The sequence below is a fragment of the Streptomyces sp. SID1328 genome (genome assembly GCF_009865595.1).
GTDB classification, from domain to species: Bacteria; Actinomycetota; Actinomycetes; order Streptomycetales; family Streptomycetaceae; genus Streptomyces; species Streptomyces griseoluteus.
In genome coordinates this window covers 1-17,814 of sequence record NZ_WWKH01000782.1, presented here as the reverse complement: position 1 = coordinate 17,814, position 17,814 = coordinate 1, and the positions used below count along the sequence as shown (strand labels likewise).

The 17,814-nt window shown below is 69.9% G+C and carries 13 protein-coding genes and 1 pseudogene; 9 read left to right on the top strand and 5 right to left on the bottom strand.

Annotated elements, in window-relative coordinates; translation table 11 throughout:
* The 3 genes and pseudogenes from GT030_RS24845 to eccCa all read right to left on the bottom strand — a co-directional run.
* Positions 1-854, bottom strand: a pseudogene (locus tag GT030_RS24845) (hypothetical protein); the annotation flags it as partial.
* On the bottom strand, positions 854-1,339 hold the full coding sequence (locus GT030_RS24840; RefSeq protein WP_161203006.1) for a hypothetical protein: 486 nt from the start codon (positions 1,337-1,339) through the stop codon (positions 854-856). The gene GT030_RS24840 and the pseudogene GT030_RS24845, both read right to left, overlap by 1 nt.
* Before the next feature lie 86 nt (positions 1,340-1,425).
* The gene (gene eccCa, locus GT030_RS24835) at positions 1,426-5,388 is read right to left on the bottom strand and encodes a type VII secretion protein EccCa (protein WP_161203005.1); all 3,963 of its coding nucleotides are present in this window, start codon (positions 5,386-5,388) and stop codon (positions 1,426-1,428) included.
* 162 nt (positions 5,389-5,550) lie between these two features.
* Between eccCa and eccD the strand changes: the two genes are divergently transcribed.
* The 6 genes from eccD (at position 5,551) to GT030_RS24805 (ending at position 12,658) form a co-directional block, all read left to right on the top strand.
* On the top strand, positions 5,551-7,020 hold the full coding sequence (gene eccD / locus GT030_RS24830; RefSeq protein ID WP_161203004.1) for a type VII secretion integral membrane protein EccD: 1,470 nt from the start codon (positions 5,551-5,553) through the stop codon (positions 7,018-7,020).
* A 177-nt stretch (positions 7,021-7,197) separates the two neighbouring features.
* Positions 7,198-7,485: a 30S ribosomal protein S15 gene (gene rpsO, locus GT030_RS24825; protein WP_030816847.1), complete on the top strand. Its 288-nt coding sequence runs from the start codon at positions 7,198-7,200 to the stop codon at positions 7,483-7,485.
* A 322-nt stretch (positions 7,486-7,807) separates the two neighbouring features.
* The gene (locus GT030_RS24820) at positions 7,808-10,027 is read left to right on the top strand and encodes a polyribonucleotide nucleotidyltransferase (RefSeq protein WP_161203003.1); all 2,220 of its coding nucleotides are present in this window, start codon (positions 7,808-7,810) and stop codon (positions 10,025-10,027) included.
* Complete coding sequence (locus GT030_RS24815; RefSeq protein WP_161203002.1) at positions 10,024-11,403, top strand: pitrilysin family protein; 1,380 nt, start codon at positions 10,024-10,026, stop codon at positions 11,401-11,403. The genes GT030_RS24820 and GT030_RS24815 overlap by 4 nt, the downstream gene beginning before the upstream one ends.
* A gap of 36 nt (positions 11,404-11,439) precedes the next feature.
* Positions 11,440-12,192, top strand: a complete 753-nt coding sequence (gene dapB / locus GT030_RS24810) for a 4-hydroxy-tetrahydrodipicolinate reductase (RefSeq protein ID WP_161203001.1) — start codon at positions 11,440-11,442, stop codon at positions 12,190-12,192.
* 13 nt (positions 12,193-12,205) lie between these two features.
* Positions 12,206-12,658 (top strand): hypothetical protein, encoded by a 453-nt coding sequence (locus GT030_RS24805; protein ID WP_161203000.1) that lies wholly within the window; start codon positions 12,206-12,208, stop codon positions 12,656-12,658.
* A 4-nt stretch (positions 12,659-12,662) separates the two neighbouring features.
* Here GT030_RS24805 and GT030_RS24800 read toward each other — a convergent pair whose 3' ends face one another.
* Both GT030_RS24800 and GT030_RS24795 read right to left on the bottom strand, forming a co-directional pair.
* Entirely contained in the window at positions 12,663-13,217 is a 555-nt protein-coding gene (locus GT030_RS24800) for a hypothetical protein (protein WP_161202999.1), read from the bottom strand.
* A 91-nt stretch (positions 13,218-13,308) separates the two neighbouring features.
* Positions 13,309-13,545: a hypothetical protein gene (locus GT030_RS24795; protein WP_135790075.1), complete on the bottom strand. Its 237-nt coding sequence runs from the start codon at positions 13,543-13,545 to the stop codon at positions 13,309-13,311.
* Positions 13,546-13,724: 179 nt separating this feature from the next.
* On the opposite strand from GT030_RS24795, the gene thyX reads away from it, so the two are divergent.
* The 3 genes from thyX (at position 13,725) to GT030_RS24780 (ending at position 17,422) form a co-directional block, all read left to right on the top strand.
* A complete protein-coding gene (thyX, locus tag GT030_RS24790) occupies positions 13,725-14,453 on the top strand; it encodes an FAD-dependent thymidylate synthase (protein WP_161202998.1) in 729 nt (242 codons plus the stop codon).
* Between the two features lie 227 nt (positions 14,454-14,680).
* Entirely contained in the window at positions 14,681-15,580 is a 900-nt protein-coding gene (gene dapA, locus GT030_RS24785; RefSeq protein WP_161202997.1) for a 4-hydroxy-tetrahydrodipicolinate synthase, read from the top strand.
* Between the two features lie 156 nt (positions 15,581-15,736).
* A complete protein-coding gene (locus GT030_RS24780) occupies positions 15,737-17,422 on the top strand; it encodes a ribonuclease J (RefSeq protein WP_161202996.1) in 1,686 nt (561 codons plus the stop codon).
* Positions 17,423-17,814: the final 392 nt, after the last annotated feature.

Genomic DNA, 17,814 nt, shown 5'->3' with positions numbered 1-17,814 from the left:
CTGTCAATGTTCAGAGATACGGGCTCAGAAGGACCAGGGACATGGCGTCCTGAATGCACCGTGCCTTCAAGGGCGGTGGCTGCCGCAACATGGTGCACCCCAGCAGGATGGTTGCTACTGCGAGAGCCGCCTGTGGGAACCGTAGGACCGGCCGCGCCCGAAGAGCTCTGCCCGGCGTAATGGGTGCCCTTGCTCAGGTTTGAATCCTCGTCATCGATCCACCAGGCATCCGGAGCCCCCCGTCCGGCCGCCGGGGCGAACGTAGGCGGCGTCAGGCTGTTCACCTGCGTAGCCGAATGCTCGTACGCTCCCGCCAACTTCCGCATCTGCTGGATCGCGGCCTCGCGGGTCGCGTCGATCTTGTCCTGGGCAATGGTCGCGTCGGTATGAGCAGTTGCGGCTGCCTTACGGGCGTCGGGGTCGTTGCGCACTCCGGGCTGCTTCGCGACATCGATCGTCTTGTGCGCGTCCGCTAGAGCAGCCTTTGCCCGTGTCGTCTCCGAGACATCCGGCATAGAGACCTTGGCCTCGGCGATGGCCTGGGAGACCGTCCCCATCCACTCGGACGCCGCCTCGGCATACTGGCCGAGTCGCAGCGTGGCACTGGCGGTGTGACCACCCCAGTCCCGGAACGCGTCACCGGCCTTGCCTTGCCACTCCAGTTCCTTGACGTGCTTCATCAGGCCGTCGCCGATCTCGCTGATCGTCGTAGCGGCCTTGGACAACTTCACGGAGAGGAGAGACGCGGACGCCATGTCGGCGGACTCAAGCATGGCGGCGAGCTGCTCATGGGTCATGGACTCGAAGTCCGTGCGCACGAGCTTCGGTTCGGGCCGGTTCTTGTGTTCGCTCATCAGAGGGTCCCCTCGGCCTTCGGCGCGCCCGGTCCTTGCTTGTGCCGCGCATAAGGATCCCGCGCCGCGTCGTAATACTTCTCCGCCTCCGCGTTCACCGCCCGCATCCGCGCCTTGATGTCCTCGTCGAGGTTCTCGTAGCCCACGCGGGAGGCGTGGACCGCGAGGCTCATGCTCTCGATCTGGGCGCTGAGGGCCTTGGAGAGGTTCTCCAACTCGTCGTGGACGATGGTGTACGAGTCGTGGAGGAACTGCGCCTCCTTGAAGGTGGCCGCCCCGAGCTGGGCCCGCGGCAGCCGGTCCTCGCCGACCTTGCCCGGTGCCGCCTCCGACTTGTCCAGCTCGACCAGCAGCGCGTCGACCCGCTTCTTGAAGCTCTTCATGGCGTTGTGCTGGATGTCCAGCGCCATCGCCGGATTGACCCCCGCCAGGGTGTCGAAGCCGGTCCCCGTGTCGGGAACCTTGCCGCCCCCGTCCGAACTCACCTCAGCCGCCTCCCCGTTCTCCCCGTGTCATCCCCGTCCCTTCGCTCGTCCGAACGCAGGAACGGGGGTGGTTTCCATCGATCACTCTAGTGGCGTTGCGGAAGCAACCCCAGTTGAATAAGGGACGTTCCGCGCTTGCGGGAAACGAACACGCCACGCCCCGGCGGCATGGGACGCGCCCGTACCGTGCCGAGGATGTCACCCTCGCTGGGGTCGCCCGAAAGAACGACGCCCTGTGCGCCCAGCTCCTTAACCCGCTGCATGAACGACTCGTACATCGCCCGCGAGGCACCCGCCTGGCTGCGGGCGATGATGAACTTCACGCCGACGTCCCGCGCGAACGGCAGGTGCTCGACCAACTGACTCAGCGGATTACCGGAGTTGGTCGCCACCAGCTCGTAGTCGTCGATGATGACGAAGAGCTGCGGACCGCTCCACCAGCTGCGGTCGCGCAACTGCTGCGGGGTGATGTCCGGCTTCGGCGCGCGCATCTCCATGAACTGCCGGATCGCGTCCATGTGGACCTGCATCGCCGAGGCCATCGGCGCGTACTCCAGCAGGTGCTCCTCGCCGACCGCCTCCAGCATGGTGCGCCGGTAGTCGCCGACGACGATGCGGGCCTCGGCCGGGGTGTACCGCTCGGTGATCTGCTTGGCGATCAGCCGCAGCAGGTTGGTCTTGCCGGACTCGCTCTCCCCGAAGACCAAGAAGAACGGGTCGGTGTCCAGGTCGACGAAGACCGGCTCCAGGTTGGCCTCGTCAATGCCGATCGCGAAGCCCGCCTGCGGGAACTCGAAGCCCTTGGGAAGCTGGTCGGCCGGCAGCTTGCGCGGCAGCAGACGCACGGTCGGAGCGGCGGGACCCTCCCAGCCGGCCTTGACCCGCTGGACCAGCGCGGCCGTCGCCTCGGACAGATCGCCCGCCGACGAGGAGCCGTCGATGCGGGGGAGCGCCGTCATGAAGTGCAGCTTCTCCGCGACCTGGCCGCGGCCGGGCACGCCCGCCGGGACGTTCACCGCGACCTTGCGGTCGAACTCGGAGTCCATCGGGTCACCCAGCCGCAGTTCGAGCCGGCTGAGGATCTGGTCCTTGAGGGCCGCGCGGACCTCCATGTAGCGCGACGCGGAGACGACGACATGGATGCCGTAGCCGAGACCGCGGCCCGCGATGTCGTTGACGACACCCTCCAGGCCCTCGTACTCCGTCTTGAAATTGCCCCAGCCGTCGATGACCAGGAACACGTCCCCCCACGCCTCGCCCGGCAGTTCGCCCGCCGCGCGGCGCCTGCGGTACGTGGCGACGGAGTCGATGCCGTTCGTGCGGAAGAACTGCTCGCGGCGGTTGAGGATGCCCGCGACCTCGGCGACCGTACGGCGCACCCGCTCCGGGTCCAGCCGGGACGCGACCCCGCCCACGTGCGGGAGGTCGGCCAGGGAGGAGAGACCGCCACCGCCGAAGTCCAGGCAGTAGAACTGCGTCTCCAGCGGGGTGTGGGTCAGCGCGAACGAGGCGACCAGCGAGCGCAGCAGCGTCGACTTCCCGGACTGGGGGCCACCGACGACCATCATGTGGCCGGCCGCGCCGGAGAAGTCCCGGTAGAGCACCTCGCGCTTCTGCTCGAAGGGCTTGTCGATCAGACCCAGCGGCACGGTCAGCGCGCCCGCGCGCGGGTAGTCCGGCGCGTGCAGACCCCGCTCGGGCGAGACCGACAGCGCGGGCAGCAGGTGGTCCAGCGCGGGCGCCTCGTCCAGCGGGGGCAGCCACACCTGGTGCGCGGGCACGCCCTGGCCGTCGAGGCGCTGCACGATCACGTCCAGCACCGTGTCCGCCAGCGCGTCGTCCTCCGCGCACGCGGCCCGCGCCCGCTCCTCGGCGGGATCGGGCGCCGCGTACGCCATCGGCACCGGAAGCGCCGTGAACCGCGCCGGACGGCGCTCCAGGGGCGCGCTGCCCCCGGTGACCTCGGTACCGCCCGCGCGGTACGTGCCCGAGACGTACGCCGCCTTGAAGCGCGTCATCTCGTCCGTGCCGAACTTCAGATACCCGGAACCGGGCACCGACGGCAGGTGGTACGCGTCCGGCACCCCGAGCGCGGCCCGCGACTCGGCCGCGGAGAACGTCCGCAGACCGACCCGGTACGACAGATACGTGTCCAGACCGCGCAGCCGCCCTTCCTCCAACCGCTGCGAGGCCAGGAGCAGATGCACGCCCAGGGAACGGCCGATACGGCCGATCTGGATGAACATGTCGATGAAGTCGGGCTTGGCGGTGAGGAGTTCACTGAACTCGTCGATCACCAGGACGAGCGAGGCCAGCGGCTCCAGCGGGGCACCGGCCGCGCGCGCCTTCTCGTAGTCGTGGATGTTGGCGTAGTTGCCCGCCGCCCGCAGCAGCTCCTGGCGGCGCTGGAGTTCGCCCCGGATCGCGTCACCCATGCGGTCGACCAGGGTGAGGTCGTCGGAGAGGTTGGTGATGACGGCCGCGACGTGCGGCATCTGGGACATGCCCGCGAAGGTCGCGCCGCCCTTGAAGTCCGCGAGGACGAAGTTCAGCGTCTCCGAGGAGTGCGTGACCGCGAGGCCCAGCACCAGGGTGCGCAGCAGCTCCGACTTGCCGGAGCCGGTGGCGCCCACGCACAGGCCGTGCGGGCCCATGCCGTCCTGCGCGGCCTCCTTCAGGTCCAGCATCACCGGCTGGCCGTCCTCGCCGACGCCGATCGGCACCCGCAGCCGCTCCGACATGGAGCGCGGCCGCCAGGTGCGCCGTACGTCCACCGAGGCGGCGTCCCCGAGGCCGAGCAGATCGGTGAAGTCCAGGTTGGACAGCAGCGGTTCGTCGTCGTCCCCGCCGCCCATCCGCAAGGGGGCGAGCTGGCGGGCCAGCGCCTCGGCGGCGGGCAGCGACAGCCCGTCAGGGGTGCCCTCGAAGGCCACGTCACCACCGGAGTCCAGTCGCAGCCGCTCCGGGCGTACCACGATGGAGAGGTCACCGCGCGGGGTGTCCAGCTCGCCGGACACGACCTCCACGATCGTCACGCCCTGGAGGCCCTCGGCGGCCGCGAACGCCGACGACGGCGGCACGATCCCGCCGTCGAGCACCACCAGGATGTGCGGCTGGTCCAGCAGTGGCTGGCCGCCGCGGCTGAACCGGGGCCGCTCCTCCAGCCGCCCGGCCAGCAACTGCTCCAGCTCACCCAGGTCGTCGCTGAACAGGCGGCGGGTGCCCGCGCCGTCGAACTGGCCCGGCAACTGGCAGTGCGGCAGCCACTTCGTCCAGTCCCAGCGCTCCGCCGCGCCCCGCGAGGCCACCACGGCCACGATCAGGTCGTCGGGGGAGTGCAGGGTCGTCGCCTGCGCCACCAGGGCGCGCGCGGCGGACTGGGCGCGCTGCGGGTCGCCGGAGACCGTCACGTGGTAGAAGGCGCGCAGCGACAGCGCCACCGGGAGGCCGTCCAACTGGCCGTGCACCGACAGGAAACGCTGCATGGCGCCCGCGCACAGCGGCTCCAGCTCGTCCACCGGCGCGGTCTGCGGCGCCATCAGGGGCGTGGCCAGCTGCTGCGGGCCCAGGCCGATCCGGACCTGCCCGAAGTCCTCGTCCGCCACCCGCCGTTCCCACACCCGGCTGCCCTCGGCGACCAGCGACCACAACTGCTCGGGGGCGGGGTGCAGATAGAGCTGCGCGTCCCGCTGGCGCAGGGCGGTCCTGCGTACCGTGCGCCGCGTCTGGGCCACGTAACGGAGGTAGTCACGGCGAACGTCGGCCATTTGCCCTTGCGTACCGCGACGGTGCCGGACGATCTGCGACACCACCATCGCGGCCGTGGACACGAGCATGACCACACCCATGATCCGCATGAACGGATGGGCGTTCGGGGATGCGAAGTAGAACACCACGGAGGAGCCCATGCCGAGGGTCGGCAGGACCTGCATCAGCATGCCCTCCTGCTGCCCGCGCGGCAGCTCGGGAGGAGCCTCCAATTGCACCTCTTCCGAGGGCACTTCGGGCGGCAGCGCACGAGGCGGGCGCTTGATGACGAGCTGGCTCACCGGAGCGTCAATCCTCCTGCGCGGACGATCGGTTGATCACCGGCACCCCCGTGGCGACGGTCGTCCTCCGCTTGCCGGCGATCCTACTGGTCACCACTGACACCGGGCCCCGGTAGGGTGACGCCCGCAGCGTGCGCATCCGCGAACAGGGGGTCTGTGAAGGTGACTACGACAGCGGCGACGGGATTCAGCAGGGTCACGGTCGTGGCACCCGACAGCCGCATCGACGTGGCGCTTCCGGTGGATATCGCCGTGGCCGACATCTACCCGGAGATACTGCGGCTGACCGGCCAGACCCAGGAGGTCGGCACCCCGGCCGGCTACCACCTGGTCCGCCGCGACGGCCGCGTGCTCGACAGCGCCCGCACCCTCGCCGACGAGGGCGTCCTGGACGGCGAGGTGCTGAGCCTGCGCCCCTTCGCCGAGTCCCTGCCGCCCGCCGTCTACGACGACGTCTCCGACGCCGTCGCCTCCGCCGTCGTCCGCGACCGGCACCTGTGGAGCGAGGACCTGCTGCGCGTCGCCGGACTCGCGGGCGGCGCCCTGCTGATCCTGCTGACCGGCTTCGTCCTCTGGTACGCCGACCCCGTACGCCATGACATGCACGGCCTGCCCGGCATCATCGCCGGCGGCCTCGGCGTGCTCCTCACCGCCTTCGCCGGGGTCCGCGCGCGGGTGTACGGCGACCGGGGCGCGGCCGTCGCCGTGGGCCTCGGCGCGCTGCCGCTGCTGATGATCGCCGGTTCCGGGGTCATCGGCGCACCGGCCGCCCAGGGACCGGGCAAGCTCCAGTTCATGCTCGGCTGCGTGGCCGTACTCATCGCCTCGGTCGTCCTGGTGGCGCTCACCCCCGGCGGGGACGCGCCCTTCGTCGCCGCCTCCTTCCTGGCGACCGTCGGCACCGTCGCCACCTTCGTGGCCCTGCTCGCCGACGCCTCCGCCACCGCGACCGCCGCCGTGTGCGCCCCTGTCGCCATCGGCCTGGTCGCCTTCCTGCCCGGCCTCTCCGCCCGCTTCGCCCGGCTGCCCATCGGCTACGCCTCGCCGCACTCCGCCACCGACGACGCCTTCGACCCGGACACCGCGCAGGGCGCCGACGCCGAACCCCTCGACGCCGACCTCGTCGCCGCCCAGGCCCGGCGCGGGCACGAGATGCTGCTCGGCCTGGTCGGCGGCACGGCGGCCCTGGTCGTCGCCTCCGCCGCCGTCCTCGGCTTCTGCGACAACGTCTGGGGCCAGCTCCTCGCGCTCACCACCGGCCTCGCCATGCTGATCCGCGCGCGGCTGTTCCGGTACACCGCCCAGGTGTCCTGCGTCCTGGTCGCCGGCCTCGCCGCCGTCGCGCTGCTGCTGCTCGGCCTCGCCCTCAACCCGCCCCACGCGGCCCTGACCGACTTCGTGCTCCACCAGGACCGCGGCGCCCTCGACCTGCGCACCGCCTGGCTGACGGCGGCCGTCGCCGCGGGCGCCGTACTGATCACCGCGATCGGTCTGATCGTCCCCGCCAAGGGCCTCTCCCCCTTCTGGGGCCGCTTCCTCGACCTCGCCGAGGGCGCCGTCCTGCTCGCTCTGGCCCCCCTGTGCCTCGCCACCCTCGGCGTCCTCGCGGACGTACGCTCGATGGTCGGCTAGGTGCCGTGAAGAGGCCCCGGAGGGCCCTGGTACCCTGAGTGACGGCCGTTCGTGTACGCACCCCCGGAGCACCCGCTCTGGAGGCCGCGCTCAGCGAGTCCCCGCCTCCCGAGTAACGGAAGCTCCCCCGAGATTCAGACCGGGGGCACTCGGTGGCAACCACCATGAGGAGTACGAGTGTCTCTCGACGCCGCTACGAAGAAGCAGATCATCGCCGAGTTCGGCCAGAAGGAAGGCGACACCGGCTCCCCCGAGGTCCAGGTCGCCATGCTGTCGCGCCGGATCTCCGACCTGACCGAGCACCTCAAGGCCCACAAGCACGACCACCACTCCCGCCGGGGTCTGCTGATCCTGGTCGGTCAGCGCCGTCGCCTGCTGCAGTACCTGGCCAAGAAGGACATCCAGCGCTTCCGCGCCCTGGTCGACCGCCTCGGCATCCGCCGCGGTGCGGCCGGCGCCAAGTAAGTCGCCATGAGGGAGCGGTTCCCGAGCTGTCGGGAGCCGCTCCTTTTTTGGCTGTACGGGCCCACCGCCCGTACCCGCTGTAGGTGCGGAAACGTGCGGACTGTCACTCCCCCTTTGTAGGGTGTTGGCAAACGCATCACGTACGACACAGAACGAGGAGACGCGCACCGCGCCGCCGCCGGTCCTCGGTAGTGGCCCCCAGGGGGGACGAGAGCCCCTGGGTGCTTCGATCGAAGACCGGCCCGCACCAGACGGAGCGCTTCTCCCACCACCGTCCCCCCGCCACACGGGCGAGCGGGACGAAGACGAGGAGAGAACGCTAGTGGAGAACGAGACCCACTACGCCGAGGCCGTCATCGACAACGGTTCCTTCGGCACCCGCACCATCCGCTTCGAGACGGGCCGCCTGGCCAAGCAGGCCGCCGGCTCCGCCGTGGCGTACCTGGACGACGACACCATGGTGCTGTCGGCCACCACCGCCTCCAAGACCCCCAAGGACCAGCTCGACTTCTTCCCCCTCACGGTGGACGTCGAGGAGCGGATGTACGCCGCCGGCAAGATCCCCGGCAGCTTCTTCCGCCGTGAGGGCCGCCCCTCCGAGGACGCGATCCTCACCTGCCGCCTGATCGACCGCCCGCTGCGCCCGTCCTTCAAGAAGGGCCTGCGCAACGAGATCCAGGTCGTCGCCACCATCATGGCGCTCAACCCGGACCACCTGTACGACGTCGTGGCGATCAACGCCGCGTCCGCGTCGACCCAGCTCGCCGGCCTGCCCTTCTCCGGCCCGATCGGCGGCGTCCGCGTCGCGCTGATCCGCGGCCAGTGGGTCGCGTTCCCGACGCACACCGAGCTCGAGGACGCCGTCTTCGACATGGTGGTCGCCGGCCGCGTCCTGGAGGACGGCGACGTCGCGATCATGATGGTCGAGGCCGAGGCCACCGACCAGACGATCAAGCTGGTCGAGGGCGGCGCCGAGGCGCCCACCGAGGAGATCGTGGCCGCCGGTCTCGAGGCCGCCAAGCCCTTCATCAAGGTCCTCTGCCGCGCCCAGGCCGACCTCGCCTCCAAGGCCGCCAAGCCCGAAGGCGAGTTCCCGATCTTCCTGGACTACCAGGACGACGTGTACCAGGCGCTGAAGAAGGCCGTGCAGCCCGAGCTTGCCCAGGCGCTCACCATCGCCGGCAAGCAGGAGCGCGAGGCCGAGCTGGACCGCGTCAAGGCTCTGGCCGCCGAGAAGCTCCTGCCGGAGTTCGAGGGCCGCGAGAAGGAGATCTCCGCCGCTTACCGCGCGCTGACCAAGCAGCTGGTCCGCGAGCGTGTGATCAAGGAGAAGAAGCGCATCGACGGCCGCGGCGTCACGGACATCCGTACGCTCGCCGCCGAGGTCGAGGCCATCCCGCGCGTGCACGGTTCGGCGCTGTTCGAGCGTGGCGAGACCCAGATCCTGGGCATCACCACCCTGAACATGCTCCGCATGGAGCAGCAGCTCGACACCCTCTCCCCGGTGACGCGCAAGCGCTACATGCACAACTACAACTTCCCGCCGTACTCCGTCGGCGAGACCGGCCGCGTCGGCTCCCCGAAGCGCCGCGAGATCGGCCACGGCGCCCTCGCCGAGCGCGCCCTCGTGCCGGTGCTGCCGACGCGCGAGGAGTTCCCCTACGCGATCCGCCAGGTGTCCGAGGCCCTCGGCTCCAACGGTTCGACGTCCATGGGCTCGGTCTGCGCCTCCACCATGTCGCTGCTGAACGCCGGTGTGCCGCTCAAGGCCCCCGTCGCCGGTATCGCCATGGGCCTGATCTCCGAGCAGGCCGACGGCGAGACGCACTACGTCACCCTCACCGACATCCTCGGTGCGGAGGACGCCTTCGGCGACATGGACTTCAAGGTCGCCGGCACCAAGGACTTCGTGACCGCCCTCCAGCTCGACACCAAGCTGGACGGCATCCCGGCGTCGGTCCTGGCCGCGGCCCTCAAGCAGGCCCGCGACGCCCGTCTCCACATCCTCGACGTGATGATGGAGGCCATCGACCGGCCCGACGAGATGTCCCCGAACGCCCCGCGGATCATCACCGTCAAGATCCCGGTCGACAAGATCGGTGAGGTCATCGGCCCCAAGGGCAAGATGATCAACCAGATCCAGGAGGACACGGGCGCCGACATCACGATCGAGGACGACGGCACGATCTACATCGGCGCGGTGGACGGACCGTCCGCCGAGGCCGCCCGCGCCACGATCAACGGCATCGCCAACCCGACGATGCCCGAGGTCGGCGAGCGCTACCTGGGTACGGTCGTGAAGACCACCACCTTCGGCGCGTTCGTCTCCCTGCTCCCCGGCAAGGACGGTCTGCTGCACATCTCGCAGATCCGCAAGCTCGCCGGCGGCAAGCGCGTGGAGAACGTCGAGGACGTCCTCGGTGTGGGCCAGAAGGTCCAGGTCGAGATCGCCGAGATCGACTCCCGCGGCAAGCTCTCCCTCATCCCCGTGATCGAGGGCGAGGACGGCTCGGACGACAAGAAGGACGACGCCGACCAGTGACGTCCCGTAGCTTCAAGGCGACGGCCCGCACCTCCTCGGAGGCGCGGGCCGTCGCCCGTACCCAAACCCTCATCAAGGGCATGAACGGCATCGGCACCGTCCGCAGGACCACCCTCCCCGGCGGCCTGCGCATCGTCACCGAGACGCTGCCCTCCGTGCGCTCGGCCACCTTCGGCATCTGGGCGCACGTCGGCTCCCGTGACGAGACCCCCGCGCTGAACGGCGCCACGCACTACCTGGAGCACCTGCTCTTCAAGGGCACCGACAAGCGCTCCGCCCTCGACATCTCCGCCGCCGTCGACGCCGTCGGCGGCGAGATGAACGCGTTCACGGCCAAGGAGTACACGTGCTACTACGCACGCGTGCTCGACACCGACCTGCCGCTCGCCATCGACGTGGTGTGCGACATGCTGACCGGCTCGCTGATCCGCGAGGAGGACGTCGACGTCGAACGCGGCGCGATCCTCGAAGAGATCGCCATGACCGAGGACGACGCCGGCGACTGCGTGCACGACCTGTTCGCGCACACCATGTTCGGCGACAGCGCGCTGGGCCGTCCTGTCCTCGGCACGGTCGACACCGTCAACGCCCTCACCGCCGACCGCATCCGCCGCTTCTACAAGAAGCACTACGACCCGACCCACCTGGTCGTCGCGGCCGCCGGCAACATCGACCACGCCAAGGTCGTCCGACAGGTCCGTGCCGCCTTCGAGAAGTCGGGCGCGCTGCGGGACAACGGCGCCCAGCCCATCGCCCCGCGCGAGGGCAGCCGCACCATCCGCACCGCGGGCCGCGTCGAACTGGTCGGCCGCAAGACCGAGCAGGCCCATGTCATCCTCGGCATGCCCGGCATCGCCCGCACCGACGACCGCCGCTGGGCCATGGGCGTGCTCAACACCGCCCTCGGCGGCGGCATGTCCTCCCGGCTCTTCCAGGAGGTCCGGGAGAAGCGCGGCCTGGCCTACAGCGTGTACTCCTACACCTCGAACTTCGCCGACTGCGGTCTGTTCGGGGTGTACGCGGGCTGCCGCCCGAGCCAGGTGCACGACGTGCTGAAGATCTGCCGGGACGAGCTGGACCAGGTCGCCGCGAACGGTCTCAGCGACGACGAGATCAACCGGGCCATCGGCCAGATGAAGGGCGCCACCGTCCTGGGCCTGGAGGACACCGGCGCGCTGATGAACCGTATCGGCAAGAGCGAGCTGTGCTGGGGCGACCACATGTCGGTTGACGACATGCTGGCCCGGATCGCCGCGGTGACCCCGGACGAGGTCCGTGCCGTCGCCCGCGACATCCTGGGACAGCGCCCGTCGCTGTCGGTCATAGGCCCGCTGAAGGACAAGCAGGCCGCCCGGCTCGACGACGCGGTCGCCTGACCCCCAGCCCCTCAACTGCGGTAAGGAAACGAAGAGATGAGCAAGCTGCGCGTAGCGGTCCTCGGCGGAGGCGGCCGTATCGGGTCCGAGGCGGTACGGGCCGTCGAGGCCGCCGAGGACATGGAGCTGGTCGCCTCCCTCGGCCGGGGTGACAAGCTGGAGACGCTGGTGGACGCCGGCGCCCAGGTCGCCGTCGACCTCACCACCCCGGCCTCGGTCATGGGCAATCTCGACTTCTGCGTGCGCCACGGCGTCCACGCGGTCGTCGGCACCACCGGCTGGACCGACGAACGCCTCGCGCAGCTGAAGGGCTGGCTCGACCAGTCCCCGGAGACGGGCGTGCTCATCGCCCCGAACTTCTCCATCGGCGCCGTCCTCACCATGAAGTTCGCGCAGATCGCCGCACCCTGGTTCGAGTCCGTCGAGGTCGTCGAGCTGCACCACCCCAACAAGGTGGACGCCCCCTCCGGCACCGCCACCCGCACCGCCCAGCTCATCGCCGAGGCCCGCCGCAAGGCCGGCACCGCCGAGGCCCCGGACGCCACGGTCACCGCGCTGGACGGAGCCCGGGGCGCCGACGTGGACGGGGTGCCCGTGCACGCGGTCCGGCTGCGCGGCCTCCTGGCCCACCAGGAGGTCCTGCTGGGCGGCGAGGGCGAGACCCTCACCCTCCGCCACGACTCGCTGCACCACAGCAGCTTCATGCCGGGCATCCTGCTCGGTGTGCGCCGGGTGGGGTCCGCTCCGGGCCTCACCTTCGGCCTCGAGAACTTCCTGGACCTGGGCTGAGTACCCCCACCTCATGCGCGCGAAGATCACCTACCTCGTCACGGCCGCCGTCCTGGTCTTCTACTTCGTCCTGGTCGGCAGCCGGGGCGTGATGCTCATCCAGTCCGGCACGCTCCTCACCGTCACCTTCGGCGTGGCGGTGCTGATCCTGCCGGTCATCGGCGTCTGGTTCCTCTGGAAGAACACCCAGTTCGTCCGCCGGGCCAACCAGCTCGCCGCCGAGCTGGAGGCCGAGGGCGGCCTGCCCGTCGACGAGCTGCGCCGTACCCCGGACGGCCGGATCGACCGCGACTCGGCCGACGAGGTGTTCGCCCGGCGCAAGGCCGAGACCGAAGCCGCCCCGGACGACTGGCGGACCTGGTTCCGGCTCGCCGTCGCCTATCACGACGCCCGCGACACCCCGCGCGCCCGCAAGACGATGCAGCGTGCCATCGCCCTGCACGACGGCCGCCACATCCCTGCCTGACCCCTCAGCCTCGCCGGTACTCCGCGGCCCATGCCTCGATCGTGTCCGAGGCCCGGTCGAACCCGGCGGGGCGGTTCAGGAAGTCCAGCGAGTGCGTGGTCAGCAGCGGGGGCGTGTCGTCGGGTGCGCGGTCGTCGCGGACCAGCGTCAGCGCCTGTCCCTGGACCGTGCGGGGCAGGCCCAGCCAGCGCACCGGCTGCTGGGCCGTCCGCAGTGAGACCACACGCTCCCAGGGCACTGTGCGCGTCACCAGGAAGCCGACCTGGCGCAGGCCGCGCGGGCTGACCCAGACGCCCATGCGCAGTACCCGCAGCGCACAGACGACGATCGCCGCTGTGAGCACGAAGGTGATGCCGGCGGAGGTCGTGGTGCCGGTCAGAGCGGTCAGCACGGCCCCGAACAGCACGAACGAGGAGAACAGCAGCCCCAGCGCCGCCCCGCCCACCCGCCACGGGCCGGGACGGTACGGGCGCCGCCAGCGGTCCCGGTCGTCACAGGGCAGCGAGCTGTCGTCGGCCGCCTCGAAAGTGCGGTCGGCCGTCAGGAAGGGCAGGGGCACGGCTGTTCCTCGCAAGGTCCTCGCACGGGCTTGTGCCCGGTGAGGTTATCCGCCTGTGGCGGGGCTCACCAGCCGTGGGCGGCCACAAGGGTCAGTGACCCGGAGCCGCCTGCGACTGACCGGCCGGCGGCGCGGACGGAGTGGACAGCGCGGGCATGCCCACTATCAGCGCGCCCACTATCCCGGCGACCAGGGTCAGCACGAGCAGCGACCGCCCGGCCCGCTCACCGCGGGATGCGCGCTCGGGGGGCGGGGGAGTGACATTGCCGCGGAACCTGTCGGCCTCGGCGATGAAGGCGAAGGGCACGGGCTCACGACGACGGAACATCTGGGGTGGGTCTCCTTCCGGGGGGTCTGCGACCTCACCCCTTCAGACGACGGAGTGACCCGAAAGGTGCCCATGTCCGGAAAACCGCTGGATGCGATTTTTGAGGTGAGGTGGTGCTCTGACCGGTGCGCGTGCCCCGTATGGTGGCTGCAAACCGCAGAAGTGATGGAAGGACCTTTGTGACCACCCCCGAGCCGCTCACGCTCCGTAGCGACGTCACCGTCGAACTGGTGAAATCCAGCGCCTCCGACAGCGACGTCCTCTTCGCCGCCCGTGTCTCCACCCTGGGTGAGCAGTCCCTGGACGAGCTCCAGAAGGACCCCGAGCGCTCCAAGGGCCTCATCAACTACCTGGTGCGGGACCGGCACGGAAGCCCGTTCGAGCACAACTCGATGACCTTCCTCATCAGCGCCCCGATCTTCGTCTTCCGCGAGTTCATGCGGCACCGCGTGGGCTGGTCCTACAACGAGGAATCGGGCCGCTACCGGGAGCTGCAGCCGGTCTTCTACGTCCCCGACACGTCCCGCAAGCTGGTCCAGGAGGGCCGCCCGGGCAAGTACGTGTTCGTCGAGGGCAGCCCCGCCCAGTACGACGCGGTGCGCGACACCCTCACGGAGTCCTACGAGCAGGCGTACACCGCGTACCAGAAGCTCCTCGCCGAGGGCGTCGCCCGCGAGGTCGCCCGTGCGGCCCTCCCGGTCGGCTTGTACTCCTCGATGTACGCCACCTGCAACGCCCGCTCCCTGATGCACTTCCTGGGCCTGCGCACCCAGCACGAGCTGGCCAAGGTGCCGTCCTTCCCGCAGCGGGAGATCGAGATGGTGGGCGAGAAGATGGAGGCCGAGTGGGCCCGTCTGATGCCGCTCACCTACGCCGCCTTCAACGCCAACGGCCGCGTCGCCCCGTAACCCTGTTCCCCCGCGCGGAACGGATGTACGGATCAGCCTCCCGAAGTGTCCGTATTGCGGCATTTAGAGAAGTTCATCTAGCCTGATCAAACGGACCCGGCACTGCTTGAACCCCCGAGCAGGCAGTGCCGGGCTCCTTGTTGACCGGGAGTTGACCCGCGTTTGTCCTGACTTTCCCGACACCCCACGGGCAGACCATGGATCGAGTACCGAGTAGCGTGTCACCCATGGCTCCGACCTCGACTCCGCAGACCCCCTTCGGGCGGGTCCTCACCGCCATGGTCACGCCCTTCACGGCGGACGGCGCACTCGACCTCGACGGCGCGCAGCGGCTCGCCGCCCACCTGGTGGACGCAGGCAACGACGGCCTGATCGTCAACGGCACCACCGGCGAGTCACCCACCACCAGCGACGCGGAGAAATCGGACCTCGTACGAGCCGTAGTGGAAGCGGTCGGCGACCGCGCCCGCGTCGTGGCCGGAGTCGGCACCAACGACACCCACCACACCCTCGAACTGGCCCGCCAGGCCGAACACGACGGCGCACACGGCCTGCTGGTCGTCACGCCGTACTACAACAAGCCTCCGCAGGAGGGTTTGTACCGCCACTTCACGGCCGTCGCCGACAACACCGGCCTCCCGGTGATGCTCTACGACATCCCCGGCCGCAGCGGCGTCCCGATCAGCACCGAGACCCTGGTCCGCCTCGCGGAGCACCCCCGGATCGTCGCCAACAAGGACGCCAAGGGCGACCTCGGCCGCGCCAGCTGGGCCATCGCCCGCTCCGGCCTCGCCTGGTACTCCGGCGACGACATGCTGAACCTCCCCCTGCTCTCCGTCGGCGCCGTCGGCTTCGTCTCCGTCGTCGGCCACCTCGTCGCCCCCGACCTGCGTGCCCTCGTGGACGCCTACACCTCGGGCGACGTCGTCAAGGCCGCCGAGATCCACCAGAAGCTGCTCCCGGTGTACACCGGCGTCTTCCGGACCCAGGGCGTCATGACCACCAAGGCCGCGCTCGACCTGCTGGGCCTGCCCGCCGGTCCGCTGCGGGCTCCCATGGTCGAGTGCTCCCCCGAGGAGATCGCCCAGCTCAAGATCGATCTTGCTGCCGGCGGGGTACAGCTCTGACAACAGACTTCAGCACCATCCGAGCCACACAACCGCAGTACACAACAGCACAGCGGGCGCACCGGCGTCCCGCCCCCCTTACGACAACCGCACGCACTGAACGTCATGCGCGCCACGTGCCCATCGGTACGTGGCGCGTGTGGTCAGGAGAGTCTTTTGAGTCATCCGCACCCTGAACTGGCCCCGCCGCCGCCGCTCGCCAAGGGCGGCCTGCGCGTCACCCCCCTCGGCGGCCTCGGTGAGATCGGCCGGAACATGACGGTCTTCGAGTACGACGGCCGCCTGCTGATCGTCGACTGCGGCGTGCTCTTCCCCGAGGAGGAGCAGCCCGGGATCGACCTGATCCTGCCGGACTTCTCGTCCATCCGGGACCGCCTCGACGACATCGAGGGCATCGTCCTCACGCACGGCCACGAGGACCACATCGGCGCGGTTCCCTACCTGCTGCGCGAGAAGCCCGACATCCCGCTGATCGGCTCCAAGCTGACCCTCGCGCTGATCGAGGCCAAGCTCCAGGAGCACCGCATCCGCCCGTACACCCTGGAGGTGGAGGCGGGCGACCGTGAGCGGGTCGGCCCCTTCGACCTCGAGTTCGTCGCGGTCAACCACTCCATCCCGGACGCCCTCGCGGTCGCCATCCGCACCCCGGCCGGCATGGTCGTGCACACCGGCGACTTCAAGATGGACCAGCTCCCGCTGGACGGCCGGCTCACCGACCTGCACGCCTTCGCGCGGCTGAGCGAGGAGGGCATCGACCTCCTCCTCTCGGACTCCACTAACGCCGAGGTACCCGGCTTCGTCCCGCCCGAGCGCGACATCTCCAACGTGCTGGACAACGTCTTCGCGGGCGCGCACAGCCGCATCATCGTGGCGAGCTTCGCCAGCCATGTGCACCGCATCCAGCAAATCCTGGACACCGCCCACAAGTACGGCCGCAAGGTCGCCTTCGTCGGCCGCTCCATGGTCCGCAACATGGGCATCGCGCGCGACCTCGGCTACCTGAAGGTCCCGCCGGGCCTGGTCGTCGACGTCAAGCAGCTCGACGACCTGCCGGCCGAGAAGGTCGTCCTGGTCTGCACGGGCTCCCAGGGGGAGCCGATGGCGGCTCTGTCCCGCATGGCCAACCGGGACCACCAGATCCGCATCGTCGAGGGCGACACGGTCATCCTGGCCTCGTCCCTCATCCCGGGCAACGAGAACGCGGTCTACCGCGTGATCAACGGCCTCACCCGCTGGGGCGCCAACGTCGTGCACAAGGGCAACGCCAAGGTGCACGTCTCGGGCCACGCGTCCGCGGGCGAGCTGCTGTACTTCTACAACATCTGCCGCCCGAAGAACCTCATGCCGGTCCACGGCGAATGGCGCCACCTGCGCGCCAACGCAGAGCTGGGCGCCGCGACCGGCGTCCCGCACGACCGGATCGTCATCGCAGAGGACGGCGTCGTCGTCGACCTGGTCGAGGGCAAGGCGAAGATCGCGGGCAAGGTCCAGGCCGGTTACGTCTACGTCGACGGCCTCTCGGTCGGCGATGTGCGCGAGCCCGCGCTGAAGGACCGCAAGATCCTCGGCGACGAGGGCATCATCTCGGTCTTCGTGGTGATGGACGCGTCCACCGGCAAGATCACGGGTGGCCCGCACATCCAGGCCCGCGGCTCCGGCATCGACGACGGTGCCTTCGCCGACGTCCTCCCGAAGATCACGGAGTCGCTGGAGCGGTCCGCCCAGGACGGCGTCGTGGAGCCCCACCAGCTCCAGCAGCTCATCCGGCGGACGCTCGGCAAGTGGGTCTCGGACACCTACCGCCGGCGCCCGATGATCCTCCCGGTCGTCGTCGAGGTCTGATCCACGACGTGCTGACCTGCACTGGGGGCCCCTCGACACCGGTCGAGGGGCCCCCAGTCGCGTCGGCGGGGGAACACCCGCTCGAAAAAATCTTGACAGGGCGGGTTGACACCCCCATGGCCGATCCGTAGAGTCCTTGGTCTGCCCCGGAGCTGTAACGGTTCCGCGGTGGCACCTCGCCGCGCAAGCGGCACTCAACCTCCAGCTCGACTCTCCCGCTCGGGATTGCTTTCGGCACGTCCGAATTCAATTCGAATGGGAACCGGCGGCCCGATTAGGAACTGCCGGGGATGATCCGCTAAGGTTTGAGACGTCGGAACGGCCCAGCGGGCCGGGAAGACGACCCCCTCTGACTGGGAATCAGACGCCGAAAGGATCTGATAGAGTCGGAA

Coding starts and splice junctions, on each gene's coding strand:
- dapB (WP_161203001.1), top strand. CDS start 11,440: ATGAGCAAGCTGCGCGTAGCGGTCCTCGGCGGAGGCGGCCGTATCGGG.
- GT030_RS24805 (WP_161203000.1), top strand. CDS start 12,206: ATGCGCGCGAAGATCACCTACCTCGTCACGGCCGCCGTCCTGGTCTTC.
- GT030_RS24795 (WP_135790075.1), bottom strand. CDS start 13,545: ATGTTCCGTCGTCGTGAGCCCGTGCCCTTCGCCTTCATCGCCGAGGCC.
- dapA (WP_161202997.1), top strand. CDS start 14,681: ATGGCTCCGACCTCGACTCCGCAGACCCCCTTCGGGCGGGTCCTCACC.